Raw genomic sequence first — 26,590 nt, 5'->3', positions numbered from 1 at the left:
CGCACCCACGGCGCGCCGACCAATGCTACAGAATGCCTGTCACCACGGCACAACCGCTTTCTCAGGCTTTTATTGCAAAGTGTGTTGCTCGATGAATTCCACCGGTTGCAAACCTTCGCGGCTCACCAGCCGATTCAACTCGGCGCGTGGCAAACGAACGGCCAGCAAACTGATGCCTTCGTCGTCATGTTCTTCCTTCTGTACCGCCCCGAGTTCGAAGAACTGCGCACGCAGTCGAGCAAATCGGTTGGGCAAGCGCAAGGTGCCAACAAACAAATCATCCCCAAGCAGTTCGGCCACGGCCTGCCTGAGCAGGTCCAGGCCTGTACCGTCCTTGGCCGACAACCAGACCCGCTGCGGCTTGCCATCGGCATCGCGCTGGATCTGCGGCTCCACGCCCTCAAGCAAATCGAGTTTGTTATAGACCTCCAGGATCGGCAAGTCTTGAGCCCCGATCTCCCCAAGCACCACCATGACCTGTTCAATCTGGGCCATGCGCTCGGGCTCATGGGAGTCGATCACATGCAGCAGCAGGTCGGAATTGCTCGACTCTTCGAGCGTAGCCCGAAATGCCTCGACCAGCTTGTGCGGCAGGTGACGAATGAAACCCACGGTGTCGGCCAGCACGATCGGCCCGAGGTCATCGAGTTCGAGTCGGCGCAAGGTCGGGTCGAGGGTGGCGAAGAGTTGGTCGGCGGCGAAAACTTCGGAATCGGTCACCGAGTTGAACAACGTCGACTTGCCGGCGTTGGTGTAGCCCACCAGTGAAACCGTCGGTATGTCAGCCCGCTTGCGGCCACGACGCGACTGCTCGCGCTGGCTGCGGACCTTTTCCAGGCGCCCCTTGATCTGCCGCAGGCGAACCCGCAACAGACGCCGGTCGGTTTCCAGCTGGGTTTCACCCGGACCGCGCAAGCCGATACCACCCTTCTGCCGCTCAAGGTGAGTCCAGCCGCGAACCAGCCGCGTACTCATGTATTCAAGCTGGGCCAGTTCAACCTGGAGCTTGCCTTCATGGGTGCGGGCGCGTTGGGCGAAGATATCGAGAATCAGACCCGTACGGTCGATCACGCGACACTCGAAAGCGCGTTCGAGGTTACGTTCCTGACTGGGCGTGAGGGTGTGATTGAAAATCACCAGATCTACCTGCTCGGCTTTGACCAGATCGCGTAATTCCTCGACCTTGCCACTGCCAATCAGGTATTTGGCGGATGGCCGATGACGCGGCACGTTGAAAAACGCGACGGTCTCGGCGCCAGCCGAAATTGCCAACTCCTGAAACTCCTGCGGATCTTCGCGCGCCTCAGGGTCCTGTCCATCCAAGTGAACGAGAATGGCCCGTTCACCACCACCGTGGCGCTCAAAGAACAAAGGAGACTCCTATCAGGCGTTACCTGGCTCAGCATCACCTGCTTCGGATTCGGTTGCGCTAGGCAGACGAATTGGACGAACCGGCACTACTGTAGAGATAGCGTGTTTGTAGACCATTTGGCTGACGGTGTTTTTCAGCAGGATAACGAATTGGTCGAAAGACTCGATCGTACCTTGCAGTTTAATCCCGTTGACCAGGTAGATGGACACCCCAACTTTCTCTTTACGTAAAGTATTCAAGTAAGGGTCTTGTAGCGAATGCCCTTTTGACATGTGCCGCACTCCTTTAAGGATTCAATATAAAAAAATAGGTAAACAGATGGCTTTGGCCGCCCCACCCCCAAGGATAGACGGCAATTGCAAGGACTCAGCTCAATATGGAGATGGTCCCCAGGTATTTCAAGGCGCGCGGCAGATTGTCGCAATCGAGACTGTCCAGCCAGTGTAAATCAGCCCAACTGCGAAGCCAGGTGAACTGGCGCTTCGCCAATTGGCGCGTGGCAATGATTCCACGCTCCTGCATCTCGGCTGACGTCAGCTTGCCATCCAGGTAATCCCAGACTTGGCGGTAGCCCACCGCACGTATAGACGGCAACCCTGTATGCAGGTCACTTCTATTACGCAGGACTAGGACCTCGTCGATGAATCCCTGTTCCAACATTAAGGTGAATCTTTGTTTAATTCGCTCGTGCAGTACCTGGCGATTCGCCGGAGCAATGGCCAAGTTCGCGACAGTATAGGGCAATTGTTGCCGTCCCGAAGCGGCTGCTTCAGTACTTTGCGCAGATTGTCGCAAGCGAAGCGCAGTCATGCTTTGACCGCTGACACGGTAAACTTCCAGCGCTCGACTCAAACGCTGCGGATCGTTCGGATGAATACGTGCCGCGGAAACCGGGTCAATAACCGCCAATTGCTCGTGCAGCGCCTGCCAGCCAAGGCGTGCAGCCTCTTCCTCGATCTGCGCGCGGACCTCCGGGTCGGCGGCCGGCATATCCGCAAGCCCTTCAACCAACGCCTTGTAATAGAGCATTGTGCCGCCGACCAGCAGCGGAATTTTGCCCCGCGCGGTGATCTCGGCCATGGCTTGCAGGGCATCGCGACGGAAATCTGCCGCCGAGTAGGCCTCGGCCGGGTCGAGAATATCGATCAAACGGTGCGGGAACTCTGCCAACAGCTCTTTTGATGGCTTGGCGGTACCAATGTCCATGCCGCGGTAGACCAGCGCCGAATCGACACTGATCAGCTCGCAGGGCAGCACTTTGGTGAGCTCGATGGCCAGGTCGGTCTTGCCGGCGGCGGTCGGGCCCATCAGGAAAATCGCAGGGGGGAACTGGTTCATCAACGACCGCGCAAGAACAGTTTGTCCAGATCGTCCAGGCCCAGCTGGGTCCAGGTCGGTCGGCCATGGTTGCATTGACCGCTGCGCTCGGTGTTTTCCATGTCGCGCAGCAGACCGTTCATTTCCGGCAGGGCCAGGCGCCGATTGGCCCGGACCGCGCCATGGCAGGCCATGGTGCCGAGCAATTCGTTGAGGTGCGCCTGAATCCGGTCGCTGGTGCCATATTCCATCAAGTCGGCTAACACGTCACCCACCAGTCGATTGGCCTCAGCCTGTTTGAGCAAGGCTGGTATCTGCCGAATGGCCAGGGTTTCCGGGCCGAGGCGCTGCAGTTCGAAGCCCAGGCGCTGGAACCAGGCAACATGCTCTTCGGCGCAATCGGCTTCACGTTGACTGAGTGCCAGGGTTTCGGGCACCAGCAGCGGTTGCCCGCTCAAGCCTTCGCTGGCCATGGCGACTTTCAGGCGTTCGTACATGATCCGCTCATGAGCGGCATGCATGTCTACCAGCACCAGCCCCTGGGCGTTTTCCGAAAGGATGTAGATGCCTTTGAGCTGCGCCAGCGCGTAGCCCAGCGGCGGAATGTCGTCCTGACCAGCTGGCAGCGCTACCGCATTGGCCTCGGGCAACGGCGCGAAGAATTCGCGATAGGCGGCCTGTGCTTCTGCAACCGGAACAGCTGACTGGGGACGCGGGGTGTATTGATATTGATATCCAGCCCCTGCCCCCGAACCGGCGGGCGCATTGAACGAAGGCTGTGCCTGAGGCTGTTCCAGCAGCGCATTGGCGGCCAGGCGCATCTCACCCTGCGGGCCGAACTCACCGGCTTCGAGGCCGGTAGGCCGCACTGCGGCTGTCGCAACCGGCGCCGCCAGATGATCGTCCGGCCGCACATCGCCCAAGGCACGGTGCAGGGTGCCATAGAGAAAATCGTGAACCATGCGCCCTTCACGGAAGCGCACTTCGTGCTTGGTGGGGTGCACGTTGACATCGACGCCCGTCGGGTCGACCTCGAAGAACAGCACGAACGTCGGATGCCGGCCGTTGAACAATACGTCGCGATAAGCCTGGCGCACGGCGTGTGCCACCAGCTTGTCGCGCACGGCACGACCATTGACAAAGAAATACTGTAAGTCCGCCTGGCTGCGGTTGAAGGTCGGCAACCCTACCCAGCCCCACAGATGCAGGCCATTGCGCTCGATTTCGATCGGTAGCGCCTGCTCCAGGAAACCGGGTCCGCAAATGGCCGCCACGCGCCGGGCGCGAGCTGCATCGTCGCGGGCTTCGTGCAGGCTGAGGATGGTCTTGCCGTTATGACGCAGATGAAAGGCCACGTCGAACCGCGCCAGGGCCAGGCGCCTGATGACTTCCTGCAGGTGATCGAATTCGGTTTTTTCGGTCTTGAGAAACTTGCGGCGTGCTGGAGTATTAAAGAACAGGTCACGCACCTCGACCGAGGTACCCACCGGATGAGCCGCAGGCTGCACCCGCGGCGCCATGTCACGGCCCTCGGTCTCGACTTGCCAGGCCTGCTCGGCATCGCGGGTGCGCGACGTCAGGGTCAGGCGCGCAACCGAACTGATCGATGCCAATGCCTCACCGCGAAAGCCCAGGCTCATGACCTGTTCAAGATCTTCCAGGTTGCGGATCTTGCTGGTGGCGTGTCGCGCCAGGGCCAGCGGCAGGTCATCGGCGGAAATGCCGCTGCCATCGTCGCGCACCCGGAGCAACTTGACGCCACCCTGCTCCACGTCGACATCGATGCGCTTGGCGCCGGAGTCGAGGCTGTTTTCCAGCAACTCCTTGATCACCGAAGCCGGCCGTTCAACCACTTCGCCAGCGGCGATCTGGTTCGCCAACCGTGGGCTGAGCAGCTCGATGCGAGCGCTGTTGTTCACGACTTCGTTCATTCCTTGGCCGCCAGTTCAGTGCCTGGGATGGTCAGGTGCTGGCCGATCTTGAGCTCATCGCTCGACAGGTTGTTGGCACTGCGCAGGGTCGCTGGGGACACTTGATAGCGCACCGCGATCATCGCCAGCGTCTCGCCCGGGTTTACCCGATGGTCACGAGGACCTTGAGCGATTTTTCCGGAATCACGCAGCCAGGCAATGTAAGTGCCCGGTGGCGGATTCTGCTGGAAGAACTGGCGCACGCCGCTGCTGATGGAGCGCGCCAGCGCCTGCTGGTGGCTCGACGCAGCCAGCTTCGAGGCTTCGTTGGCGTTGGAGATAAACCCGGTTTCGACCAGGATCGACGGGATGTCCGGCGACTTCAGCACCATGAACCCGGCCTGCTCGACGCGTTGCTTGTGCAGTGGCGTGACCCGGCCGATGTTGCTCAGCACTTTCTGGCCGACGTTCAGGCTGGAGGTCAGGGACGCGGTCATCGACAGATCGAGCAATACGCCAGCCAGCATGCGGTCCTTATCGTCGAGGCTGACGTTGCCGGCACCACCGATCAGGTCGGAACGGTTTTCGCTGTCGGCCAGCCAGCGCGCGGTTTCCGAAGTGGCACCACGATCGGACAGGGCGAACACCGAGGCACCGAACGCCGCGGCAGAAGGCGCGGCGTCGGCGTGAATCGAGACGAACAGGTCGGCGCCTTTCTTGCGGGCAATTTCCGTACGGCCACGCAATGGAATGAAGTAGTCGCCGGTGCGCGTCAGCTCCGCGCGAAAGCCTTTCATGCCATTGACCTGGCGCTGCGTTTCACGGGCGATCTGCAGCACCACGTCCTTCTCGCGCTGACCACGGGAGCCGGAGGCGCCCGGGTCTTCACCACCGTGACCGGCATCGATTACCACAACGATGTCGCGCTTGCCGGCCGGTGCGGGAGGCAGCTTGATCGAAGGTTCGGATGGCGTGACCGGAACGGCCGGCACCGTGGCCACCGATGGCGTCGGCACTGGTGGCGGTGGCGCGGCATCGGCCGGGTTATCGAACAGATCGACCACCAGGCGATTGCCATACTGGGCGTTGGGCGCCAAGGAGAAGCTTTTTGGCGTCACCGCCTTTTTCAGGTCGATGACCACCCGCAAGTCGGTCGGCGTACGTTGTGCCGAGCGCATCGCGGTGATCGGGGTGTTGGACGAGTTGACGTTCAACGGCGCACCGAGGCTCGCGCCATTGATGTCGATGACCAGGCGATCCGGGGCCGTCAGCGTAAAGACGCTGTGCTGCACCGGACCGGACAGGTCGAACACCAGCCGCGTGTTGTCCGGAGCCCGCCACAGGCGAACACTGTTGACCTTCGTCTCGGCCACAGCGTCGACGGTCACCGCCAGAAACATCACCCCTACGGCAGCAACCAACGCGCGAAAGCGCATACCTAACCCCATCATCTATTTGGATTCCAATGCCAAAGCGGCACACCAGGCCTCGCCACGCGAACCCCTGGGTAAAATTTTCAGCGAACGCCCGCTGTCTTGCGGGCTAATGGTAATGGTCAGGTCGGGCTTTGGCAAAAAGCCTGCACCTTTATCGGGCCATTCGATCAGGCACAGCGCATCGTCCTCGAAATAGTCGCGGATGCCGAGAAATTCCAGCTCCTCCGGATCGACCAGGCGATACAAGTCGAAATGGAAGGCACGAATGTCGCCGATCTCATAGGGTTCGACCAGGGTGAAGGTCGGGCTTTTGACCGCCCCGACATGCCCCAAACCACGAATGATACCCCGGGACAATGTGGTTTTCCCCATCCCCAGATTACCTTCGAGGAAGATCAGGCCATGCCCCTCGGTGATACGGGCGATACGTGCGCCAAAGTCGCTCATGGCCTGCTCATCGGCCAGGTACAGGGTTACTTCAGACACGGTGCTTGCTCCTCCAACAACTGACGAATGGCTGGTATCAAATCACTGGCCGCCAGTCCACGGCCGAATTTACCTTGGCGTTCACCGGCATTGGCGTGTAGCCAGACGGCCAGGCAAGTCGCATCGAACGCGTCCATGCCCTGGGCCAGCAGCGCACCCACCAGACCCGCCAGCACGTCGCCCAGACCGGCGGCAGCCATTGCCGGATGACCTTGATGACACACGGCAAGCCGCCCGTCAGGACAGGCGATCAGACTGCCGGCCCCCTTGAGCACCACCACTGCTGTGTATTTTTTGCTCAGTGCATGGGCCGCCGCGGGGCGATCGGCCTGAACCTGGGCAGTGCTGAGTCCCAGCAACCGAGCGGCTTCTCCCGGATGCGGCGTGATCACGCACCCCTTGGGCAAGCTCACCCGGCCTTCCGCCAGCAGGTTCAGCGCATCGGCGTCCCAGACTTGCGGCAGGGGTGCGTTGGCGGCGGCCGACAACAAGCTTCTCCCCCATGCACCCTGCCCCAGTCCAGGGCCGACCACCAATACGGACACCTTTTGAAGCAAATCCATCAGTTGATTGGCCGACGCAGCGCCCAGCGCCATCGCCTCGGGGATCCGGGCCAGGGCAGCCGGCACATGCTCGGGGCGGGTCGCCAGCGACACCATGCCCGCGCCGCTGCGCAATGCACTTTGCGCGCTCAACAGGATTGCCCCGCCCAGCCCGCGATCGCCACCGATCAGCAATACGTGGCCGAACTGGCCCTTATGGGAAGCGCCCCTGCGGGCGGCCAGGCGCGGCAGGTTGCCGGCTGTCAGGCGTCGGGCGGTAATCGGCGCCCCCTCGAGCAGCCGGGGATCGGCGTGCAGGTCATTGAACACCCGCTCGCCCACCACATTTGCCGCGTCGCCGGTGAATAACCCCAACTTCAGGCCGATAAAGGTTACCGTCAGATCGGCTCGCACGGCACAACCGAGGATGCGCCCGGTATCAGCGCATAGCCCGGAGGGGATATCCACCGCCACCACCGGAAGGCCGCTGGCGTTGATCGCGGCGATGACACTGGCGTACGGCTCGCGCACATCACCGGCCAAGCCGGTACCGAGCAAGGCGTCGAGGACAATGCCCCGGTAGTCCGATTGCGCGCTCCACGCTTCGATGACCACGTTTTCGGACACCGCTTCGGCATGGGCCGAAGCCGCATCACCGCGCAGCTGCCGGGGATCGCCTGCCGCCAGAACCCGTACCGTCCACCCGCCGCGCTTGGCCAGCACGGCAACCAGGTAACCGTCGCCAGCGTTATTGCCGTGGCCTGCGACCACCGTTAATTCATTCGCCGCCGGCCAATGCCGGACCAGCGCTCGCCAGGTGGCCCGTGCGGCGCGATGCATCAATTCGAAGCCCGATGTGCCAGCCGCGATCAGGCTCGCATCGAGCCCTCGGACCTGCGCGGCGCTGTACAGCGCGTCGGGTAAATCATCTTTAGTGTGCGGCATGCGTCTACGGGCTCCGATGTCTGGCAGAATTATACGCACCTCAGCTCCGGTTTCTCTCGCCTCATGCCCGCTATTACCACAGATCTGCCTGCCCTCGCCCAATCCATCAAGGACTGGGGCCGTGAGCTGGGCTTTCAACAAGTCGGCATCAGCGGCCTGGACCTCGCCGAGCATGAGCAGCACCTGGAACGCTGGCTTGCAGCCGGCTACCACGGCGAAATGGAATACATGGGCGCCCACGGCAGCAAACGCTCGCACCCCGAAGAACTGGTACCAGGCACTTTGCGCGTGGTATCGCTGCGCATGGACTACCTGTCGGGCGATACCAGAATGGCGCAATTGCTCGCCCAACCGGAAAAAGCCTACGTCTCGCGTTATGCCTTGGGCCGCGATTACCACAAATTGATCCGCAAACGCGTGCAACAACTGGCGGAAAAAATCCAGGCCGAGATTGGTCCGTTTGGTTATCGCGCGTTTGTCGACAGCGCTCCCGTGCTGGAAAAAGCCATCGCAGAGAAAGCGGGTCTGGGCTGGATCGGCAAAAACACCCTGGTCTTGAATCGCAAGGCTGGCAGTTATTTCTTCCTGGCCGAACTGTTCGTCGACCTGCCGTTGCCCGTGGATCCACCCCATGCCACCGAACACTGCGGCCGCTGCAGCGCCTGTCTCGACATCTGCCCGACCAACGCCTTCGTCGGCCCCTATGTGCTGGACGCCCGGCGCTGTATTTCCTATTTGACCATCGAACTCAAGGGCGCCATCCCCGAAGAGCTGCGACCGCTGATCGGTAATCGGGTGTTCGGTTGCGATGACTGCCAGATCGTCTGCCCGTGGAACCGCTTTGCCCGTCCGTCCGGCGAAAGCGATTTCAAGCCACGGCACAACCTGGACAACGCCGGACTGGCCGAGTTGTTCATGTGGGACGAGGATAAATTCCTCAGCAGCACCGAAGGTTCTCCCTTGCGCCGGGCCGGCTACGAAAACTGGCTGCGCAACTTGGCGGTGGGCTTGGGAAATGCGCCTTCAACGATTCCGGTACTGGAGGCATTGAAGGCGCGACGCGAACATCCGTCCGAACTGGTGCGCGAGCATGTCGAGTGGGCATTGAAACAACACGGTCTTGTGTAGGAGCTGCCGCAGGCTGCGATCTTTTGACCTTGATTTTTTAAGGTCAAAAGATCGCAGCCTGCGGCAGCTCCTACAGGGGATCGCAGCGTTACGCTTCGTCGTTGTAGACGAACTTGGGCATTTCCCAATGGAAGCGGATCGCCAGCAGGCGTAGTAGGAAGCCGCCGAACAATGTAATCAGGATCGCCTGCTCTCCAGGAAGATTCAGATACAGGCAGAGCATGTAGCACCACGCCGCCGCGAAGGAAACACTGGCGTACAACTCGCGCCGAAAGATCAGCGGAATGTCGTTGCAGAAGATATCCCGCAGGATGCCGCCGAAAACCCCGGTGATCACACCGCTGACCGACGCAACCAACATGCCATGCCCCATTTCCAGGGCGGTCATGCAGCCAATCAGTGTAAACGCCACCAGGCCCACGGCGTCGAGCACCAGGAACAACGAGCGCAGATGGCGCAACCAGCGTACGGTGAACACCGTGATCATCGCTGCAATGGTGGTCAGCACCAGATATTCCGGGTGCTTCACCCAGGTCAGCGGATAGTGGCCTAGCAGCACATCGCGCACCGAACCACCGCCCAGCGCCGTGACGCACGCGATCAGCACCACGCCGAACCAGTCCATGCCGCGGCGGCCGGCAGACAGGGCACCGGTCATGGCTTCGGCGGTGATGGCGATCAGGTAAAGCATCAGCAACATGGTGGCAGTCCTTGCGAAAAGGCGCGCAGTCTACGCACTTCGCCCGAGCACCAAAAGAGGGCAGCACACACATCACAAACCTTTGGCGTTACCCCTCAACCTGATCAAACCTTGATGAAATGCTGGCGGTAATGCTGCAGCTCAGCGATTGACTCGCGGATATCGTCCAGCGCCAGGTGGGTGCTACCCTTTTTGAAGCTGTCACGCACGTCCGGCGCCCAGCGAGCGGCAAGCTCCTTGAGGGTCGAAACGTCGAGGTTGCGGTAGTGGAAATAGCTTTCCAGGGATTTCATGTGCGTATAGAGGAAGCGCCGATCCTGGCAGATGCTGTTGCCACAGATTGGCGACTTGCCCTTGGGTACCCACTTCTCCAGGAAGGCGATGGTTTGCGCCTCAGCTTCAGCCATGCTGATGCGGCTGTCGCGAACGCGCTGGGTCAGGCCCGAACCGCCATGTTGACGAGTGTTCCACTCGTCCATGCCGGCAAGAATTTCGTCACTGTGGTGGATCGCGATCACCGGACCTTCGGCCAAAGTGTTCAGGTCGCTGTCAGTGACGATGGTGGCCATTTCGATGATGACATCGGTATCCGGGTTCAAACCGGTCATTTCCAGGTCGATCCAGATCAGGTTCTGCGGGTTTTGCATGTGTCGGCTCCTAGGCAATGCTGCGCAGTTTAGCCTAGGCCGGTGGCCGGGCGTGCTAAACTCGCGGCCGTTTTACCTAATCGCTGCATTATTACTACGGAACACCCATGGCCAAACGCCAACTCAATCGTCGTCAAAACTGGCGCATCGAAAAGATTCAGGGCGAACGCGCTGCCCGCGCCGCCAAACGCGAGTCCTCGGCTGTCGAGGCACTTGAGGGCGGCGATCTGGGCCCGGAACAGCACGGCCTGGTGATCGCCCACTTCGGGGTGCAGGTCGAAGTCGAAGCCCGCAATGGCGCGCTGGCCGGCCAGGTGTTCCGTTGCCACCTGCGAGCGAACCTGCCTGCGCTGGTGACCGGCGACCAGGTGGTCTGGCGTGCCGGCAACCAGGGCATCGGCGTCATCGTGGCGCAATTGCCACGCAACACCGAACTCTGCCGCCCGGACAGCCGCGGCCAGCTCAAACCCGTAGCAGCGAACGTCGACATGATTGTCATTGTGTTCGCGCCACTGCCTGAGCCCCATGCCAACCTGATCGACCGCTACCTCGTAGCCGCCGAACACGCAGGCATCAAGCCGCTGCTGCTGCTGAACAAGTTCGACCTGATCGACGAGCACAACGCCCCGGCGCTGAATGCCCTGCTCGCGGTCTATCGCACCTTGGGTTACCCGGTACTGGAAGTGTCGGCCCACCACGGCGACGGCATGGAACAGCTGCAGAAGCAATTGGACGGGCGCATCAGCGTGTTCGTCGGCCAGTCCGGCGTCGGCAAGTCGTCGCTGGTCAACAGCCTGTTGCCGGAAGTCGAAACCCGCGTCGGCCCGTTGTCCGAGTTGTCCGGCCAGGGCACCCACACTACCACTACCGCGCGCCTGTTCCACTTCCCCGGTGGCGGTGAGCTGATCGACTCCCCGGGTATCCGTGAATTCGGCCTGGGCCACGTCAGCCGTGCCGACGTCGAAGCCGGCTTCATCGAGTTCAACGACTTGCTCGGCACTTGCCGCTTCCGCGACTGCAAGCACGACCGCGAACCCGGTTGCGCCCTGCTCAAGGCACTGGAAGACGGTCGCGTGCAACAGCAACGGATGAACAGCTACCGCTCGATCATCGCCAGCCTGCCGGAAAACGGCTACTAAACAGACGTGCCGACCGCCCTGCTTCAGCGGGGTGGTTGGAGTCTGCGTCTCCCCCTCCATTTAAACTCAGACTTTTCTGTAAGGCCTACCCACGCTTGTTTGTAGGACATTTCTCTTTTCGCGCCAGTCCCTTGTGGCCGCCCGGCAATCGCCTAGGTTCAAACCCTCTTCGCACTCCTGCGACACTGAGGGATACCCATGCAGACCTACCATTTGTTCATCCGTCATTCGGGCAAGATGATCATTGCGTTCAAGCCATTGGCTACCGAGCGCATTGACACGCGGGTACGTGACGCGGCACAGGCCGAATGTGCGTGGAACACCGATAGCATCGTCACCGCTATTCGCCAGCACACGGCGGTGTAACCATGCGCAAGGGACTGTTTATCGGCATCAACGACTACACCCATGTGTCGAGCCTGAGGGGCTGCAGCAACGACGCCATGGCCATGGCCTCGGTGTTGAAGACCGACGCCAATGGCGATCCGAACTTCAAGAACATCGTGCTGACCTCCGCCGAGGACTACCTGGGCCGGGAAAAACTCGAAGACCAGATCCGCGAGCTGTTTTCCGGGGATTGCAATGTCGCCCTGCTGTATTTCGCCGGCCACGGCAGCTTCGATATCGACACAGACGAAGGCATGTTGATCCCGCAGGACTACAGGAGCGCCAAGGACGGGATTCGCCTCAGCGACATCCTGAACTGGGCCAGCAAGGCCACGAAGATCAAGAACAAAGTGATCATTCTCGACTGTTGCCAGAGCGGCTCGGCCGGCGAGGTGCGCGCCTTGCGCAGTGAGGGGAGCGTGGTCGGCGAAGGCATGACCATCCTGACCGCCTGCAAAAAGGAAGAGCCGGCGATGGAGGGCGCACAACACGGTGTGTTTACCGGGTTGTTACTCCAGGCCTTGCACGGCGGAGCGGCGAACATCCTGGGCAAGATCACCCCCGGCAGCCTGTATGCGTTTGTCGACAACGCGCTCGATGCCTGGGAGCAGCGCCCGGTGTTCAAGACCAACGTCTCGCAGTTCATCTCCCTGCGCGAAGTGTCACCGCTGATTCCCAAGGAAATCCTGCGCAAACTCCCCGAGTGGTTTGCCGAAGAGGAGTCGACTTACCCCCTCGCCCCCAGCTTTGAGCCCACCGAACCCGAGTTCAACCCGGAACAGGGCGAGGTCTTCGCCCAGCTGCAAAAGTGCAACCGCCACAGCCTGGTCGAACCGGTGGACGCCGAGCACATGTACTACGCCGCCATCCACTCCACCGGCTGTCGCCTCACCGCCCTCGGCGCCTATTACCGCGAACTCGCGATCAAGGGACATTTCTGATGCCAGTGTTTATCAGCTACCGCCACATGGACCGCGCCTACGCGATCAGCATCAACACGCGCCTGATCCAGGCCAACATCAAGACCTACCTCGACGTACTGGATGCCGAATCCCAGACCACCGACGACATCACCGGGGTGATCACTCGCAACATCAGCGAATGCACGCACCTGCTGGCGGTGGTCTCGGAGAAAACCGCGCTGTCCTGGTGGGTGCCCTTCGAAATCGGCGAGGCGACCATCACCAATCGGCGTATCTGCTCGTTCAAGACCGGCCCGACAGAGCTGCCGCTGTACCTGGACAAATGGCCGAAGCTGAGCAGCGAAAGGGATATCGAGTTCTTTATCGATGCTTATCGCAACGAGATGACGGTCAAGCGTTCGATGTCATTGGAATCGGTGACGGGCAGTGAGTCGGTGCGCAGCGTCAACAGGACTAACGCCGATCGATTCCACACTGACTTGAAGTCCAGAATCATTCGCGGTTTCTGATTTTCTCACCCACCCCCTGTAGGAGCCGGCTTGCTGGCGATAGACTCAAATGCGCCGAGTGCATCCAGGCAGCACGCGTTATCGTCAACGACCATCGCCAGCAAGCCGGCCCCAACAGCCAGTGTCAGGTCACTGCTTGGCCGGCTCACCCGGCTTCGGCGCCGGGTCATCGAACAGGTTCAAGCGCTCACGCAATTCGTGGGCCGGCAGCGGCTCCTTGTCCGCCGGCAATGCGTTCGGATCGACCGGTGCAGCCGGAGCGGCAGAACCTTGCGGTACATCGGGAGCAGGCTCGGCGCCTTGCGAACCTTCGATGGCACGCTGTGCCTTCTTGGTCAGCACAACAATGTCGATTCGACGGTTGACCGGGTTGAACGGATGCTCACGATCGAACAACGCCGACGAGGCATAACCGACCACGCGCGCCACTTGCGACTCGGGATAGCTGCCCGCCACCAGTGCACGGCGCGCCGCGTTGGCACGGTTGGCCGAAAGCTCCCAGTTACCGAATTCACCGGTGCCGCTGTACGGCTTGGCGTCGGTATGGCCGCTAATGCTGATCTTGTTCGGCACGGCCTTGATGGTATCGGCCATGGCCAGCAGGATGTCTTCGAAATAGGGTTTCAGGCGGGCTGAGCCTGAGTCGAACATCGGCCGGTTCTCGGCGTCCACGATCTGGATGCGCAAACCGTCCGGGGTGATCTCGAACAGGATCTGGTCTTTGAATTTCTGCAGTTGCGGGTTCTCTTCGACCTTGTTCTGCAACTCTTGCAGCAGCAGTTCCAGGCGCTCCTTCTCCACCATCTCGGCCATGCCTTCGACCTGTTCGACGTCGACTGTCACCTTGTCCGGCTGCGGCTGGGTCTTCATCTCTGGGTTGAGGGTGTTGTCCGGCGCCATGGTCGGCGTGCCCCCCAGATCGATGATGTACGGCGTGCCACTTTCAGAAAAGCCGATCGGGTCCTTGAAATAACCGGCGATGGCGATCTTCTGTTCCGGGGTGGCGGTGGACAACAGCCACAACACCAGGAAGAACGCCATCATCGCTGTGGCAAAGTCGGCGAAGGCGATTTTCCAGGCGCCCCCGTGATGCCCGCCGGCGATGCGCTTGACGCGCTTGATGATTATCGGCTGATTGTTCTCCATGGCTTAACGACCACGAACCGCTTGTTCCAGCTCGGCGAAGCTTGGGCGGTGCGCCGGGTACAGGACCTTGCGCCCGAACTCCACGGCCAGCGACGGCGGCATGCCGGAAGCGGAAGCCACCAGCGAGGCCTTGATAGCTTCGTAGACGTTCAGCTCTTCCTTGGCATCGTGGGCCAGGGAATGCGCCAGCGGGCCGAAGAAACCGTAGGCCGCGAGAATACCGAAGAAGGTACCGACCAGTGCCGCACCAACGTGCAGGCCGATGGACTTCTGGTCGCCCTCACCCAGCGAGGCCATGGTCACCACGATACCCAGGACCGCCGCGACGATACCGAAACCGGGCATGGCGTCGGCAATACCGTTCACCGCGTGGGACGGGTGCTCCAGGTCCTCCTTGAGGCTGTAGAGCTCCATGTCGAACAGGCCCTCCAGCTCGTGGGGCGCCATGTTGCCGGAAGACATGATGCGCAGGTAATCACAGATGAACGCGGTCATGCGCTCATCCTTGAGGACCGTCGGGTACTTGGCGAAGATCGGGCTCGCCGCGGCATCTTCGATGTCCGCTTCGATGGCCATCATGCCTTCGCGGCGGCTCTTGTTGAGAATCTCGTAGATCAGGCCCAGCACTTCAAGATAGAAGGCATGGCTGAAACGCGAACCGAACATGCTCAGGGATTTCTTGAGCACGTGCATGGTCATGTAACCAGGGTTGGCCTGCAGGAATGCACCGAGGGCCGCACCACCGATGATCATTACCTCGAAAGGCTGGATCAGGGCGGCAATCTTGCCATGGGAGAGCACGTATCCGCCGAGCACGCTCGCGAATACGACGATGATGCCGATAATTTTAGCCATAGGTAGGAGAGCACTTACTGAGTCGGGTTCAAGGTCATATTCGGAAGTTAAAAAATCTCTTCTTCTACTTATCGGCAAAACTGCGCCAGACTATAGCCAGTTCAGGCGAAAAGCTAATTTGACCCCCTCCGGGCATAGGTATTGTTGACGATGATCGCCTCCAGACATGGCTAAAAACACGAACGCCCCAACGCCAACTCCGACCACACTCGAAGACTGGGTCAAACTTCTCGACGGTGTACGCCTGCCGGTTCCGCAGGCCAGTCACGACCGTGTCTGCCGGGCCTTGCGCGACAGTCGCAGCTCTGTGCGCAAGATTGCCGACTTGATGCAGGACAGTCCGGCCCTGGCCTTGAGCGTGATTCGCGAGGCCAACCGACACAGCCATGGCAGCATGACTGAGCCTGCGGAAAATCTTGAGGTCGCCATCAATCGCCTCGGTTTGAAACGCACCGAGGAGCTGCTCGCGCGACTGCCCGCCATGCCCCAGGGCGAGATTCCCAAAGCCCTGCGCCAGTTGCAATTGATCAGCCAGCACGCCAGCCAACAGGCCAACGGTTTTTTTGCCAGCCGCCTGGCCCGCCTGTGGCAGGACATCCATTGGGGCAGCCTGCTGTTTCTGTCACCACTGTGGCCGTTGGCGCTGACGCATCCGCACCTGCTCGATGACTGGGAGCTACGGGTCATTCATAAAGGCGAATCAGCGCGTACCGTCGAAAAGCAACTGTTTGGCGCTCGCCTGCTGGAGATCGGCCTGGCCCTGGTGAACCTGTGGCACCTGCCGATCTGGGTTCAACAGGGCTATCGACTGTTGCTGACCGAGCAACGGGAGCTGGTCAAAGTTCTGCGCATTGCCCGTGACAGCGAGCATCCGCTACGCCAGCAGAACCGCCTGGATGACGACCCGACCCTGCGCCGCTGGCTCAATCAACCGGCCAACACGGTACTTTTAGCCAACGGGCTGGCGCTCTCGGCGCACCATGCCTGGGACAGTCCGCACAGTGAGCGCTGGCAGTACCTGACCAGCCTCTACTTGCAAATACCGATGAGCGAGGTGCAACAACAACTGCACCAGCAAGCCGCCAACAGCGCGCGTTATCACGCCATGCCCGACCTTTGGCATCCCGCTGTCGCGCTGATCTGGCCATGGGGCACGAGCCCTGTGCATGCCAGTTTGCAGCCAGCCCCGGCACCCACCGCCGAAGACCTGGCGAAGTGGCGCAAACAATGCGCTGAGTTGCTGGTCGAGCCGAGTCGCTTCACCAACGCCATCCACCTGACCACCTCTGCCCGCGACGCACTGGTTGCCTGCGGCATGCGCAGGGTGATGATCCTGATGGCCGACCGTACTCATACCCAGCTGCGTGTGCACCAGACGGCTGGGCTGCCTGTCGAAGCATCTGGCCTGAACTTTGTCGTCAGTCAAAGCGCCGTGCTGCAACGCTTGCTCGCGCAACAGGCCCAGGTTCGCCTCACGCCGCTCAACAACGCGCAGTTTTCCGCGTTACTGCCCAACAGCCTGCGCAGCCAGTTCAGCGGCGAACACCTGTTACTGCGTTCGCTGCTCAACAATGGACGGGTAATCATGATCGTCGTGGCAGACCAGGGTGGCGGGCCATTCTCGGACATCACCCTGCAAGCCTTCGGCAAAACCGCACAATGCATTGAAAAAGCGCTGCACAGCTTTAGCCAGCGCGGCCAATAAGGCTGCGCTACAATCCCCCCTTTTGTGCTCTGGAGACCTCACATGTCTGACTTCTCTGGCTTGCCGCTGGTGATCGAGCCGAGCGACTTGCTCTCTCGCCTCGATGCCCGCGAACTGATCCTGGTGGACTTGACCAGTCCTGCCCGCTACGCCGAAGGGCACATTCCCGGCGCGCGCTTTGTCGATCCTAAACGCACGCAATTGGGGCAGGCGCCCGCCCCGGGACTGATGCCACCGCAGGCAGCACTCGAAACGTTGTTTGGAGAGCTGGGGCACAACCCCGATGCCGTCTATGTCGTTTATGACGACGAAGGTGGCGGCTGGGCCGGTCGCTTTATCTGGCTCCTGGACGTCATTGGCCACAGCAAGTATCACTATGTCGATGGCGGCCTGACGGCCTGGCTGGCAGAAGGCATGCCCATGTCAATCCAGATCCCGCCACCCGCTGGCGGCCCGGTTGCGCTGACCCTGCACGACGAACCCACGGCTACCCGCGAGTACCTGCAAAGCCGTCTCGGCGCTGCCGACCTGGCGATCTGGGATGCACGTGGGCCACTGGAGTATTCCGGCGAGAAAGTCCTGGCGGCCAAGGGCGGACACATCCCAGGCGCCGTGAGTTTCGAATGGACCGCGGGCATGGACAAGGCGCGTAACCTGCGCATCCGTACCGACATGCCACAGATCCTCGAACAGCTCGGCATTACCCCTGACAAAGAAGTGATTACCCACTGCCAGACTCACCATCGATCTGGCTTCACCTATCTGGTGGCCAAGGCTCTCGGTTATCCGCGGGTCAAGGGCTACGCCGGCTCCTGGGGCGAATGGGGTAACCATCCCGACACGCCCGTAGAGATTTAAGGTTTTTAAGGACAGTTAATGAACAAGCGTCTGTTTATCGTCAGCCAATACCTGCTGCCCCACAACCTGCTCTCGCGACTGGCCGGCTGCATCGCCGAATGCCGCGTGCGCTGGTTCAAGAATGCATTCACCGCGTGGTTCGCCAAGCGCTACCAGGTGAACATGTCCGAGGCACTGGTCGAAGACCTGACCGCCTACGAGCACTTCAACGCTTTCTTCACCCGCGCCTTGAAAGACGGTGCGCGCCCGCTGGACGAGACACCGGGCGCTATCCTCAGCCCGGCGGACGGCGCCGTCAGCCAGCTCGGCCCGATTGAGCACGGCCGTGTCTTCCAGGCCAAGGGCCACAGCTTCAGCGTGCTGGAACTCTTGGGTGGCGATGCGGCGAATGCTGCGCCGTTCATGGGCGGTGATTTCGCGACTATTTATCTGTCGCCCAAGGATTACCACCGTGTGCACATGCCACTGGCCGGCACCCTGCGCGAGATGGTCTACATCCCGGGCCGCCTGTTCTCGGTCAACCAGACCACCGCTGAAAACGTTCCTGAATTGTTTGCCCGCAACGAGCGCGTGGCGTGCATTTTCGACACCGAGCGCGGGCCGATGGCCGTGGTGCTGGTGGGCGCGATGATCGTGGCATCGATCGAAACCGTGTGGGCTGGACTGGTTACGCCACCGAAACGCGAGCTGAAAACCTTCCGCTACGACGAAGCCGCACGCGCGCCGATCCACCTGGAAAAAGGTGCGGAGCTGGGTCGTTTCAAACTGGGTTCGACCGCTGTCGTGCTGTTCGGGCCGGATCAGGTGAAATGGGCTGAAGAGCTGGTAGCGGGTTCGCCGGTGCGGATGGGTCAGGGTATGGGCCTGCCGAAGGCCTGATACACACCTTTACTGTAGGAGCGAGCCTGCTCGCGATGAACCTGAGGACGACGCGGGCATTCTGAATGCCCGCGTCATCGTTGACGTCCATCGCGAGCATACTCGCTCCTACAGGTGTTCTGCGGTGTTACAGCTGGCCGTCGCGGTCGCGGAAGCCCAGCAGGTACAGCACGCCATCCAGCCCCAGGGTGGAAATCGCCTGCTTGGCCGACTGCTTGACCAACGGTTTGGCGCGGAACGCAACGCCCAACCCGGCAATCGCCAGCATCGGCAAGTCATTAGCACCGTCGCCGACCGCAATGGTCTGCTCCAGACGCAAGCCTTCCTTATGTGCCAGTTCCTTCAGCAGATCGGCCTTGCGTTGTGCATCGACAATCGGCTCGATCGCCACGCCAGTCACCTTGCCGTCGACCACTTCCAGCTCGTTGGCAAACACGTAGTCGATGCCCAGCTTGGCCTGCAATTGCTTGGCGAAATAGGTGAAGCCGCCCGACAGAATGGCGGTCTTGTAACCCAGGCGCTTGAGCTCGGCGAACAGGGTTTCAGCGCCTTCGGTCAGGCGCAGCGAGGCGCCGATCGAGTCGAGCACGCCCACATCCAGTCCTTTGAGCAACGCCAGGCGCTCTTTGAAACTGGCGCGGAAGTCCAGCTCACCGGCCATCGCACGCTCGGTAATTTCCGAAACCTTGTCGCCCACGCCGGCCGCTTTGGCCAGCTCATCGATGACTTCGGCTTCGATCAGGGTCGAGTCCATGTCGAACACCGCCAGACGGCGGTTACGACGGAACAGCGAGTCTTCCTGGAAGGCGATGTCGACGTTCAATTCCTGGGCGACGCTGAGGAATTCGGCCCGCAGTGCCTGCGGATCAGCTGCTTCACCGCGCACGGAGAATTCGATGCAACCCTTGCCTTTATCGTCCGGGGTATCCAAAGGCATGCGCCCGGACAGGCGATCGATGTGATCGATGTTCAAGCCATACTTGGCGGTGATCGAGCTCACGGCCTGCAATTGCCCGGCGGTGACCTTGCGCGTCAGCAGGGTCACGATATGGCGTTTTTTGCCCTGGTTACCGACCCACTGCTGGTAATCCTCTTCGGACACCGGCGTGAAACGCACTTGTTGATCCAGCTCATAGCCCTTGAACAGGATGTCCTTGAGCACCGACTTGCCTTGTTCGGTATCAGGAATTTCAACCAGGATGCCGAACGACAGGGTGTCGTGGATCACCGCCTGACCGATGTCGAGAATGTTCACACCACCCTGGGCCAGAACGCCGGTAATGGCCGAAGTCAGACCCGGACGGTCGACTCCCGTGATGTTTATCAGGACGATTTCGCGCAAGGCGCACCCCCGCAAGTGGAAAAAAACCGCATTCTACCCACATTCAGTGACCATCGGGCACCGTGAGCGCTTTGACGGCCTAGGGCCTGTCGCTATACTGCGCGTCAACTTCACGGACAAAAGAGCCGAGCTCAAGTGAACCGGCCCACGCCAGTAAAAACCGATAACTTCTTTCTGCTGATCTTCCGTGCACTGCGCCACCGCCGTGTACCGATTGCATTGCGCATTGCCAGCCATAACGTGATCCTGGTCGCTCTGGCCCTGGTGATCTATGCCTGCGTGATGGGTTTGCAGTTCAAGCAGGCCATGCACGAGCAGGCGGATGCGCTGGGTGAAAGCCTGACCATGCAGACGGCCACTTCCGCCACCGAGCTGTTGGTGTCCAACGACATCCTCAGCCTCAATGTCCTGCTCAACAACCTGACCAAGAACAAGCTGGTGGCCCACGCCGCCATCTACAGCATGGATAACCGCATCCTTGCCGAGGCCGGCCAGCGTCCCAAGCATGGCCTGCTGGGCGAGGCCGAAGGCATCTATCAGAGCAAGATCACTTTCCAGGACGTGACCGCCGGTCAGCTGCGCATCAGCCTGGACATGGATCAGTTCCAGCAGCCGATGACCATCAGCCTGCAGAGCATGGGGATTTTGAGCGCGATCCTGCTGGCCCTGTCCCTGGCATTGAGCCTGCGCATGGGGCGATATCTCTCTACGCCGCTACTGCAATTGCGGGTGTGGTTGCGCAACATCGACGAATACACCCCGGCCACCGAGCGTAATGACGAGATCGGCGACCTGGCGCGCCAGCTGCATGCCGAATTCGCGCCGGAACCGGCTGAACCGGAGCCCGTGCCAGAACCTGAACTCGACGATGCCGAGGACGACGATGCTGAACCGGGCTTCGAAGTGCGTAACCTGCGCGATCCGAGTTTCGATGAAAGCCGCCCGATGGCCGCGATGAAGGCCGCGCCACGACGTGTCGTCAGTACCGTTGAAGATGATGACGACGATGCGTTCGCCGATCTGCTCGATGATGCGCCAGCAAGCACCGCCAAACCGTTGGGCAAGCCCGTGGCCTCCAGCGTGCCGCAGCACAGCGCCGTTCTGGCCGTACAGTTGGGCTCACAGGAACAACTGCGACGCCTGCCCCGGACACGCCTGGAAGAGTTGCTCAAACGCTACCGCGACTGCCTCGACCAGGCTGCTTCGCTCTACCAGAGCGAACTGCATACCCTGAACGATGGCAGCACGCTGATGCTGTTCCACAACGAAGACAGCGGCGACGATTACCTGACCAACGCCATCTGCTGCGGCGAGCTGCTGCGGGCGCTGGGCCATCAACTGCAGATCGAAGTCGCCGACAGCGGCATCACCTTGCAATTGCAGCTTGGCTTGACCCTGGGCGACGAACTGTTTGGCCTGAGCCAGATCGACCTGTTGCTGACCGACGCCGCGCAGGATGCCCTGGCCCTGTCGCAGCACAGCCGCAACCTGCTGCTGGTGGAACGCAAGATCAATGACGACGCCCTGATCCGCCAGCGCGCACGGATCCGCCCGATCGCCAGCCCTGAAGGCGCCTGCTGCGTGGAGCGGCTGATGGAGCCTTATCCGTCGATGCTCGAGCGACAGCTGGCGCGGATGCACGAACGCCGCGCGTAGCCTTAGCCCCGCTGTAAAGAAGCTCGCAGATGAGTGATCGTCTGCGGGCTGATCGTTCCCACGCTCTGCGTGGGAATGCCTCAAGGGACGCTCCGCGTTCCAGCCTCACCTCATATCCCAACCCTGGCACCGTTGTGACGCAGAGCGTCACGGGCTGCATTCCCACGCAGAGCGTCACTAGTGTCCGGTAAAAACCGAAGGGGGAGCTTGCTCCCCCTTGCTGTTGGCGGCCGTCAGTCATAATCGGATTTTTCAGACTCGATTTTGGCTCATGTTTACCAGCACCCGTTTAGCCCACCTGCTCAGTGCGATCCCGCGCCAGTTCTTTCGGCAATCCACCGAAAGGCACCAGGCTGATCGCTACGTCAAACGCTGCACGTCCTGGCAATTGCTGGTGACACTGGTCAGCGGTCATGTAACCCAAGCCTTAAGCCTGCGGTCCTTGGCGACTTTCTCCGAAACTCTAAGCCCGCATAGCTACCATCTTAAAGCGGGTCCCGTCGCCCGCTCGACCCTGTCGGATGCCTTGAACAAGCGTGACTACCGGCCATTCCAGGACCTTTGCGAGTTGCTGTTGCGCGGCATCAGCCGCCAGCAGCGCAAAGAAGTCGGTGCCATGGTTAGCCTGCTTGATTCCACGTCGATCACTTTGCGCGGACCTCACTTCGATGGCTGGACAGCCGCCACGAAAACCCGCATTACGCAGGGCTTGAAAGTACATGTCGGGCTAGATTTGGCACAGTTGGCCCCGGTGTACGTCAACATCACTCCTGCCAACGTCAACGACCTGAGCGATGCACTGGAAATGCCGATTCAGGCCGGCATGACGTATGTCTTTGACAAGGGCTATTGCGATTACAACTGGTGGCACCAGTTGCAGACCAAAGGCGCTTTTTTCGTCACCCGCCTGAAGAAAAACGCCAATATCAAAGTGCTGCACAAGCACTCGACCGTAGCCGAGCAAAGCCCGGTCATGACCGATGAAGTCATTCTGTTCGGCAAAAAGCATCTGGGCGGTAAGCGTCTGAATGACTACCGAGAAACGCCGGTAAGACGCGTGGTGGTTGAGCGCGAGGGACATGCCACGCCATTAATCCTAGTGACCAACGACTTCGCAAGAACAGCTGAAGAAGTCGCGGGCTTGTACAAAGATCGCTGGAAGATCGAGCTGTTTTTCAAGTGGATCAAGCAACATCTGAAACTCAAACGCTTCTATGCCTTCTCTGAAAACGCCGTGCGCCTGCAGATTTACAGTGCCTTGATCAGCTACTTGTTACTGCACCTTTTCCATCGTCGTTCAGGATTTACCGGTTCGTTGTTCGAGCTGACGGTTCGCATATCTCACGTCCTGCACGAACGGCCCGCTACTCCAGAACTGAGGGATCGACGAAGGCAGGAGCGAGAAAAGCTGAAGGCTGCCCAAGGCAGCCTTCAGCTATGAAACATGTTTACCGGACACTAGTGACGCAGAGCGTGGGAACGATCAGTACGCAGCAGAAACAACAAAGCCCGCACGAGGCGGGCTTTGTGTTGTACCGGTCCGAACCTAGAAGCGAAACACTTCCATATCCGTACGGATCGGAGCAGCCATCGGGATCTTCGGCTGTTTTTCCTGCTCCGCCGCCGGCGCTGCGGGCTTGGCTGCCGGTTTGCGTGGCGCTTCGGCAATCGGTGGCTGGTTGGCCAGCGGCTTGAGCGCGACCGACAGCTGTTCAGCGAGCTTCTGCAGCAACGCACCCTGCGCTTGAACCTGAGCCGCCGTGCTGCCGGTGTGCTGTTCCTGCAGATGGATGATGCGATTATCGCGCACCTGGCCACGACGGTCGATCAAACGCCATTGCGCATCGAGGATAGCCGGCTGCTTTTCACCCGAATCCAGACGCGTGATGGTCAACAGTACCTGGACATCCGGTGTGAACCCCGTTGTCGCAGGCGACAGCACTACGCGCTGGCTGTCCAGGTGACCGGCCACCTGGCGCAGCAGCAGTTGATCGATGTCGGAAGACAGGCTGCCAGCCCAGCGGCCATCGGTCGAGGCTTGCAGGCTGCCATCGGGCTGACGCTGCAGCAGGGTTTCGCGCTGCAGGTAGTCCGCCACGGTTACCGGGCCCAACAAAACCGCCATGCCCGCGCTTTGCGCAGGCTGGACCGGACTTCCACTGTCCAGTTGGTACAGCGACACCGGCTGGTGAACGCTGCAACCCGCCAGGCCAAGTACGCCGGCGAGCATCAAAATAAAAGGAAGGCGCAGAGCAGTCATCGTCCCATCCAGGTGATTGCCACAAGGCTAATCACAGTGAAAATACTCAATAAATGTGAAGAACGCTCGGCCACGCCGGCGCTTGAAAGGCCATATCATCCGTGAATATGCGTTCCGACTCCAGCGCCAAAGCGCCGATCTACGCGTTAAATCGCAGATCAGGCGCTCTAGGACGCTTAATTGAGGTTTTCGACGAGCAGCGCATCTACCCTCTGGAAGCCACGTGGCAATTTGTTACCACGGCGGCCACGTTCACCTTTGTAGTGTTCCAGGTCGTCCGCTTTCAGTGACAATGTACGTTTACCTGCCTGAAGCACCAACGTAGCGCCATCCGGCACAACGGCGATGTCCGTGACATATTCTTCGCGGCTGGCTACGCGCTCACCGGAAATCCCGATGATCTTGTTGCCTTTGCCCTTACCTAATTGTGGCAGATCGCTGATCTTGAAGATCAGCAAGCGACCTTCGGTGGTCACCGAGGCCAGCCAGTTGTGCTCACGATCGGCCACCGCACGCGGCAGAATCACCTTGGCGTTGTTTGGAAGGCTCAGCAATGCCTTGCCCGCCTTGTTCTTGGCCTGCAGGTCTTCACCTTTTACGACGAAACCGTAACCGGCGTCCGAGGCAATGACGTACAGCGCATCATCTTCGGGCATCAGCACGCATTCAAAGTTCGCCCCTGGCGGCGGCGTCAGACGGCCGGTCAGAGGTTCGCCCTGGCCACGGGCCGACGGCAAGGTGTGCGCGGCCACCGAATAGCTGCGACCGGTGGAATCGATAAACACCGCAAACTGGTTGGAACGCCCCGCCGCCAAGGCCTTGAAACCATCCCCGGCCTTGTAGGAAAGACCGGTGGCGTCGATGTCATGGCCCTTGGCGGAGCGAACCCAGCCTTTTTCCGAGAGCACGACGGTGACTTTTTCGTTCGGCAGCAGATCGTGCTCGGTCAGCGCCTTGGCTTCAGCACGCTCGACGATTGGCGAGCGACGGTCGTCACCATAGGTCTCGGCGTCCTTGATCAGCTCGGTGCGTACCAGCTTTTTCAACTTGGCTTCGCTACTCAGCAGCGCTTGCAGCTTGGCTTGTTCCTTGAGCAGTTCATCCTGCTCGGCACGCAACTTCATCTCTTCCAGTCGCGCCAACTGACGCAAGCGGGTGTCGAGGATGTAGTCAGCCTGGATTTCACTCAGGGCGTATCGTTCGATCAGCGCGGCTTTTGGCTGCTCCTCGGTGCGGATGATATGGATCACTTCATCCAGGTTGAGGTAGGCGATCAACAAACCGTCCAACAGGTGCAAGCGACGCTCGACCTTGTCCAGGCGGAACTGCAGGCGACGACGCACGGTCTGGACCCGGAACGCCAACCACTCGACCAGCAGCGCCCGCAGGTTTTTCAACTGCGGCTTGCCGTCCAGTCCGATGATGTTGATGTTGACCCGGTAGCTCGACTCCAGCTCGGTGCTGGCGAACAGGTGCTGCATCAAGGCATCGTGGTCGAAATTTTTCCGGGCGCCCGGAATGATCACGATGCGGCACGGATTCTCGTGGTCCGACTCGTCGCGCAAATCGGCGATCTGCGGGGCTTTCGATGGTTTTGCCTGCATCATCGCCGCGATCTGTTCCAGCACCTTTGCACCTGAGACCTGATGCGGCAGCGCGGTAACAATGATGTCGCCGTCTTCGATGTGATAAACGGCGCGCATGCGCACCGAACCACGACCTGTTTCATAGATTTTCAGCAGGTCGGCGCGCGGCGTGATGATTTCTGCTTCAGTCGGATAATCCGGCCCCTGGATGTGCTCGCAGAGCTGTTCGACCGTGGCCTTGGGCTCATCGAGCAAACGCACGCAGGCGCCGGCGACTTCGCGCAGGTTGTGCGGCGGCACATCGGTGGCCATGCCCACTGCGATACCGGTGGTGCCGTTCAGCAGGATGTTCGGCAAACGCGCCGGCAACACCAGAGGCTCGTCGAGTGTACCGTCGAAGTTCGGCCCCCAGTCCGCCGTGCCCTGGCCCAGCTCGCTGAGCAGCACTTCGGAGTAGCGCGACAGCCGCGCTTCGGTGTATCGCATGGCGGCGAAGGACTTGGGATCGTCCGGCGCACCCCAGTTACCCTGGCCATCCACCAGCGTGTAGCGGTAGCTGAATGGCTGGGCCATCAGGACCATGGCTTCGTAGCAGGCCGAGTCGCCATGGGGGTGGAACTTGCCGAGCACGTCACCGACGGTACGCGCCGATTTCTTGTGCTTGGAATCGGCGTCCAGCCCCAGCTCACTCATGGCGTAGACGATACGCCGCTGTACCGGTTTCAGGCCGTCGCCGATATGCGGCAAGGCACGGTCCATGATCACGTACATGGAGTAGTTGAGGTAGGCATTTTCGGTGAAGTCAGCCAGTGATCGGCGTTCTACACCGTCCAGGCTGAGATCAAGGGAGTCGCTCATGCGG

Annotated in this window: 24 protein-coding genes; 10 read left to right on the top strand and 14 right to left on the bottom strand. The window is 60.6% G+C overall.

The features are described 5' to 3' along the window. Positions 1-69: 69 nt before the first annotated feature. The 7 genes from hflX to HGP31_RS02850 all read right to left on the bottom strand — a co-directional run bounded on the left by hflX (position 70) and on the right by HGP31_RS02850 (position 8,008). On the bottom strand, positions 70-1,371 hold the full coding sequence (gene hflX, locus HGP31_RS02880; protein ID WP_008064113.1) for a ribosome rescue GTPase HflX: 1,302 nt from the start codon (positions 1,369-1,371) through the stop codon (positions 70-72). A 12-nt stretch (positions 1,372-1,383) separates the two neighbouring features. Further along, on the bottom strand, positions 1,384-1,644 hold the full coding sequence (hfq, locus tag HGP31_RS02875; RefSeq protein ID WP_007902656.1) for an RNA chaperone Hfq: 261 nt from the start codon (positions 1,642-1,644) through the stop codon (positions 1,384-1,386). A 94-nt stretch (positions 1,645-1,738) separates the two neighbouring features. Then, entirely contained in the window at positions 1,739-2,710 is a 972-nt protein-coding gene (gene miaA, locus HGP31_RS02870; RefSeq protein WP_168759126.1) for a tRNA (adenosine(37)-N6)-dimethylallyltransferase MiaA, read from the bottom strand. Next, positions 2,710-4,620 (bottom strand): DNA mismatch repair endonuclease MutL, encoded by a 1,911-nt coding sequence (gene mutL, locus HGP31_RS02865; protein WP_020797710.1) that lies wholly within the window; start codon positions 4,618-4,620, stop codon positions 2,710-2,712. Before mutL ends, miaA begins: the two co-directional genes overlap by 1 nt. Further along, complete coding sequence (locus HGP31_RS02860) at positions 4,617-5,999, bottom strand: N-acetylmuramoyl-L-alanine amidase (RefSeq protein ID WP_404821820.1); 1,383 nt, start codon at positions 5,997-5,999, stop codon at positions 4,617-4,619. Before HGP31_RS02860 ends, mutL begins: the two co-directional genes overlap by 4 nt. A 51-nt stretch (positions 6,000-6,050) precedes the next feature. Beyond that, the gene (gene tsaE / locus HGP31_RS02855) at positions 6,051-6,521 is read right to left on the bottom strand and encodes a tRNA (adenosine(37)-N6)-threonylcarbamoyltransferase complex ATPase subunit type 1 TsaE (RefSeq protein ID WP_033040627.1); all 471 of its coding nucleotides are present in this window, start codon (positions 6,519-6,521) and stop codon (positions 6,051-6,053) included. Then, positions 6,509-8,008, bottom strand: coding sequence for a bifunctional ADP-dependent NAD(P)H-hydrate dehydratase/NAD(P)H-hydrate epimerase (locus HGP31_RS02850; protein ID WP_033040629.1), 1,500 nt, complete (start codon positions 8,006-8,008; stop codon positions 6,509-6,511). Before HGP31_RS02850 ends, tsaE begins: the two co-directional genes overlap by 13 nt. A gap of 63 nt (positions 8,009-8,071) precedes the next feature. Between HGP31_RS02850 and queG the strand changes: the two genes are divergently transcribed. Then, positions 8,072-9,136, top strand: a complete 1,065-nt coding sequence (gene queG, locus HGP31_RS02845; protein WP_020801357.1) for a tRNA epoxyqueuosine(34) reductase QueG — start codon at positions 8,072-8,074, stop codon at positions 9,134-9,136. A gap of 88 nt (positions 9,137-9,224) precedes the next feature. On the opposite strand, the gene HGP31_RS02840 is transcribed toward queG, so the two are convergent. Beyond that, a complete protein-coding gene (locus HGP31_RS02840) occupies positions 9,225-9,836 on the bottom strand; it encodes a trimeric intracellular cation channel family protein (protein ID WP_168757135.1) in 612 nt (203 codons plus the stop codon). A 104-nt stretch (positions 9,837-9,940) separates the two neighbouring features. Next, the gene (orn, locus tag HGP31_RS02835) at positions 9,941-10,483 is read right to left on the bottom strand and encodes an oligoribonuclease (RefSeq protein WP_020798550.1); all 543 of its coding nucleotides are present in this window, start codon (positions 10,481-10,483) and stop codon (positions 9,941-9,943) included. A gap of 107 nt (positions 10,484-10,590) precedes the next feature. Here orn and rsgA point away from each other — a divergent pair, with 107 nt between their 5' ends. The 4 genes from rsgA (at position 10,591) to HGP31_RS02815 (ending at position 13,441) form a co-directional block, all read left to right on the top strand. Then, positions 10,591-11,622 carry a small ribosomal subunit biogenesis GTPase RsgA gene (gene rsgA / locus HGP31_RS02830; RefSeq protein ID WP_020798551.1) on the top strand — a complete coding sequence of 344 codons (1,032 nt, stop codon included), beginning with the start codon at positions 10,591-10,593 and terminating at the stop codon, positions 11,620-11,622. Positions 11,623-11,820: 198 nt separating this feature from the next. Next, positions 11,821-11,988, top strand: coding sequence for a hypothetical protein (locus tag HGP31_RS02825; RefSeq protein ID WP_020798552.1), 168 nt, complete (start codon positions 11,821-11,823; stop codon positions 11,986-11,988). 2 nt (positions 11,989-11,990) lie between these two features. Then, on the top strand, positions 11,991-12,950 hold the full coding sequence (locus HGP31_RS02820; RefSeq protein ID WP_168757134.1) for a caspase family protein: 960 nt from the start codon (positions 11,991-11,993) through the stop codon (positions 12,948-12,950). After that, entirely contained in the window at positions 12,950-13,441 is a 492-nt protein-coding gene (locus HGP31_RS02815) for a toll/interleukin-1 receptor domain-containing protein (protein WP_020798554.1), read from the top strand. Before HGP31_RS02820 ends, HGP31_RS02815 begins: the two co-directional genes overlap by 1 nt. 129 nt (positions 13,442-13,570) lie before the next feature. Here HGP31_RS02815 and motB read toward each other — a convergent pair whose 3' ends face one another. Next, positions 13,571-14,587: a flagellar motor protein MotB gene (motB, locus tag HGP31_RS02810; RefSeq protein WP_151143881.1), complete on the bottom strand. Its 1,017-nt coding sequence runs from the start codon at positions 14,585-14,587 to the stop codon at positions 13,571-13,573. 3 nt (positions 14,588-14,590) lie between these two features. Then, positions 14,591-15,442 (bottom strand): flagellar motor stator protein MotA, encoded by an 852-nt coding sequence (gene motA, locus HGP31_RS02805; protein ID WP_008063575.1) that lies wholly within the window; start codon positions 15,440-15,442, stop codon positions 14,591-14,593. A gap of 166 nt (positions 15,443-15,608) precedes the next feature. On the opposite strand from motA, the gene HGP31_RS02800 reads away from it, so the two are divergent. Genes HGP31_RS02800 through asd form a run of 3 tightly spaced genes read left to right on the top strand, consistent with a single transcriptional unit; the run spans position 15,609 to position 18,884 of the window. Beyond that, positions 15,609-17,147, top strand: a complete 1,539-nt coding sequence (locus HGP31_RS02800) for an HDOD domain-containing protein (RefSeq protein WP_168757133.1) — start codon at positions 15,609-15,611, stop codon at positions 17,145-17,147. 42 nt (positions 17,148-17,189) lie between these two features. Further along, a complete protein-coding gene (locus HGP31_RS02795) occupies positions 17,190-18,005 on the top strand; it encodes a rhodanese-like domain-containing protein (RefSeq protein WP_168757132.1) in 816 nt (271 codons plus the stop codon). An 18-nt stretch (positions 18,006-18,023) separates the two neighbouring features. Beyond that, the gene (gene asd, locus HGP31_RS02790; protein WP_020798559.1) at positions 18,024-18,884 is read left to right on the top strand and encodes an archaetidylserine decarboxylase; all 861 of its coding nucleotides are present in this window, start codon (positions 18,024-18,026) and stop codon (positions 18,882-18,884) included. 127 nt (positions 18,885-19,011) lie between these two features. Here the strand turns inward: asd and serB are convergent, their stop codons facing one another. Continuing rightward, complete coding sequence (serB, locus tag HGP31_RS02785) at positions 19,012-20,226, bottom strand: phosphoserine phosphatase SerB (RefSeq protein ID WP_168757131.1); 1,215 nt, start codon at positions 20,224-20,226, stop codon at positions 19,012-19,014. Positions 20,227-20,361: 135 nt separating this feature from the next. Between serB and HGP31_RS02780 the strand changes: the two genes are divergently transcribed. Both HGP31_RS02780 and HGP31_RS02775 read left to right on the top strand, forming a co-directional pair. Next, entirely contained in the window at positions 20,362-21,882 is a 1,521-nt protein-coding gene (locus tag HGP31_RS02780; RefSeq protein WP_020798561.1) for an AhpA/YtjB family protein, read from the top strand. Between the two features lie 271 nt (positions 21,883-22,153). Next, positions 22,154-23,323: an IS4 family transposase gene (locus HGP31_RS02775; RefSeq protein WP_168757130.1), complete on the top strand. Its 1,170-nt coding sequence runs from the start codon at positions 22,154-22,156 to the stop codon at positions 23,321-23,323. 105 nt (positions 23,324-23,428) lie between these two features. Here the strand turns inward: HGP31_RS02775 and HGP31_RS02770 are convergent, their stop codons facing one another. Next, positions 23,429-24,142, bottom strand: coding sequence for a PqiC family protein (locus HGP31_RS02770; RefSeq protein ID WP_168757129.1), 714 nt, complete (start codon positions 24,140-24,142; stop codon positions 23,429-23,431). Between the two features lie 176 nt (positions 24,143-24,318). After that, positions 24,319-26,586 carry a DNA topoisomerase IV subunit A gene (parC, locus tag HGP31_RS02765; protein ID WP_020798563.1) on the bottom strand — a complete coding sequence of 756 codons (2,268 nt, stop codon included), beginning with the start codon at positions 26,584-26,586 and terminating at the stop codon, positions 24,319-24,321. Between the last annotated feature and the right edge of the window lie 4 nt (positions 26,587-26,590).

It is taken from the genome of Pseudomonas umsongensis (genome assembly GCF_012647205.1).
Taxonomy (GTDB): Bacteria; Pseudomonadota; Gammaproteobacteria; order Pseudomonadales; family Pseudomonadaceae; genus Aquipseudomonas; species Aquipseudomonas umsongensis.
This window is presented reverse-complemented; position numbering and strand designations above follow the sequence as displayed.

What these genes read in the sequence shown, in the direction of transcription:
- hfq (WP_007902656.1), bottom strand. Translation starts at nt 1,644, where the DNA reads ATGTCAAAAGGGCATTCGCTACAAGACCCTTACTTGAATACTTTACGT.
- miaA (WP_168759126.1), bottom strand. Translation starts at nt 2,710, where the DNA reads ATGAACCAGTTCCCCCCTGCGATTTTCCTGATGGGCCCGACCGCCGCC.
- mutL (WP_020797710.1), bottom strand. Translation starts at nt 4,620, where the DNA reads ATGAACGAAGTCGTGAACAACAGCGCTCGCATCGAGCTGCTCAGCCCA.
- HGP31_RS02860 (WP_404821820.1), bottom strand. Translation starts at nt 5,999, where the DNA reads ATGTTTCTGGCGGTGACCGTCGACGCTGTGGCCGAGACGAAGGTCAAC.
- HGP31_RS02850 (WP_033040629.1), bottom strand. Translation starts at nt 8,008, where the DNA reads ATGCCGCACACTAAAGATGATTTACCCGACGCGCTGTACAGCGCCGCG.
- queG (WP_020801357.1), top strand. Translation starts at nt 8,072, where the DNA reads ATGCCCGCTATTACCACAGATCTGCCTGCCCTCGCCCAATCCATCAAG.
- HGP31_RS02840 (WP_168757135.1), bottom strand. Translation starts at nt 9,836, where the DNA reads ATGTTGCTGATGCTTTACCTGATCGCCATCACCGCCGAAGCCATGACC.
- orn (WP_020798550.1), bottom strand. Translation starts at nt 10,483, where the DNA reads ATGCAAAACCCGCAGAACCTGATCTGGATCGACCTGGAAATGACCGGT.
- rsgA (WP_020798551.1), top strand. Translation starts at nt 10,591, where the DNA reads ATGGCCAAACGCCAACTCAATCGTCGTCAAAACTGGCGCATCGAAAAG.
- HGP31_RS02825 (WP_020798552.1), top strand. Translation starts at nt 11,821, where the DNA reads ATGCAGACCTACCATTTGTTCATCCGTCATTCGGGCAAGATGATCATT.
- HGP31_RS02820 (WP_168757134.1), top strand. Translation starts at nt 11,991, where the DNA reads ATGCGCAAGGGACTGTTTATCGGCATCAACGACTACACCCATGTGTCG.
- HGP31_RS02815 (WP_020798554.1), top strand. Translation starts at nt 12,950, where the DNA reads ATGCCAGTGTTTATCAGCTACCGCCACATGGACCGCGCCTACGCGATC.
- motB (WP_151143881.1), bottom strand. Translation starts at nt 14,587, where the DNA reads ATGGAGAACAATCAGCCGATAATCATCAAGCGCGTCAAGCGCATCGCC.
- motA (WP_008063575.1), bottom strand. Translation starts at nt 15,442, where the DNA reads ATGGCTAAAATTATCGGCATCATCGTCGTATTCGCGAGCGTGCTCGGC.
- HGP31_RS02800 (WP_168757133.1), top strand. Translation starts at nt 15,609, where the DNA reads ATGGCTAAAAACACGAACGCCCCAACGCCAACTCCGACCACACTCGAA.
- HGP31_RS02795 (WP_168757132.1), top strand. Translation starts at nt 17,190, where the DNA reads ATGTCTGACTTCTCTGGCTTGCCGCTGGTGATCGAGCCGAGCGACTTG.
- asd (WP_020798559.1), top strand. Translation starts at nt 18,024, where the DNA reads ATGAACAAGCGTCTGTTTATCGTCAGCCAATACCTGCTGCCCCACAAC.
- HGP31_RS02775 (WP_168757130.1), top strand. Translation starts at nt 22,154, where the DNA reads ATGTTTACCAGCACCCGTTTAGCCCACCTGCTCAGTGCGATCCCGCGC.
- HGP31_RS02770 (WP_168757129.1), bottom strand. Translation starts at nt 24,142, where the DNA reads ATGACTGCTCTGCGCCTTCCTTTTATTTTGATGCTCGCCGGCGTACTT.
- parC (WP_020798563.1), bottom strand. Translation starts at nt 26,586, where the DNA reads ATGAGCGACTCCCTTGATCTCAGCCTGGACGGTGTAGAACGCCGATCA.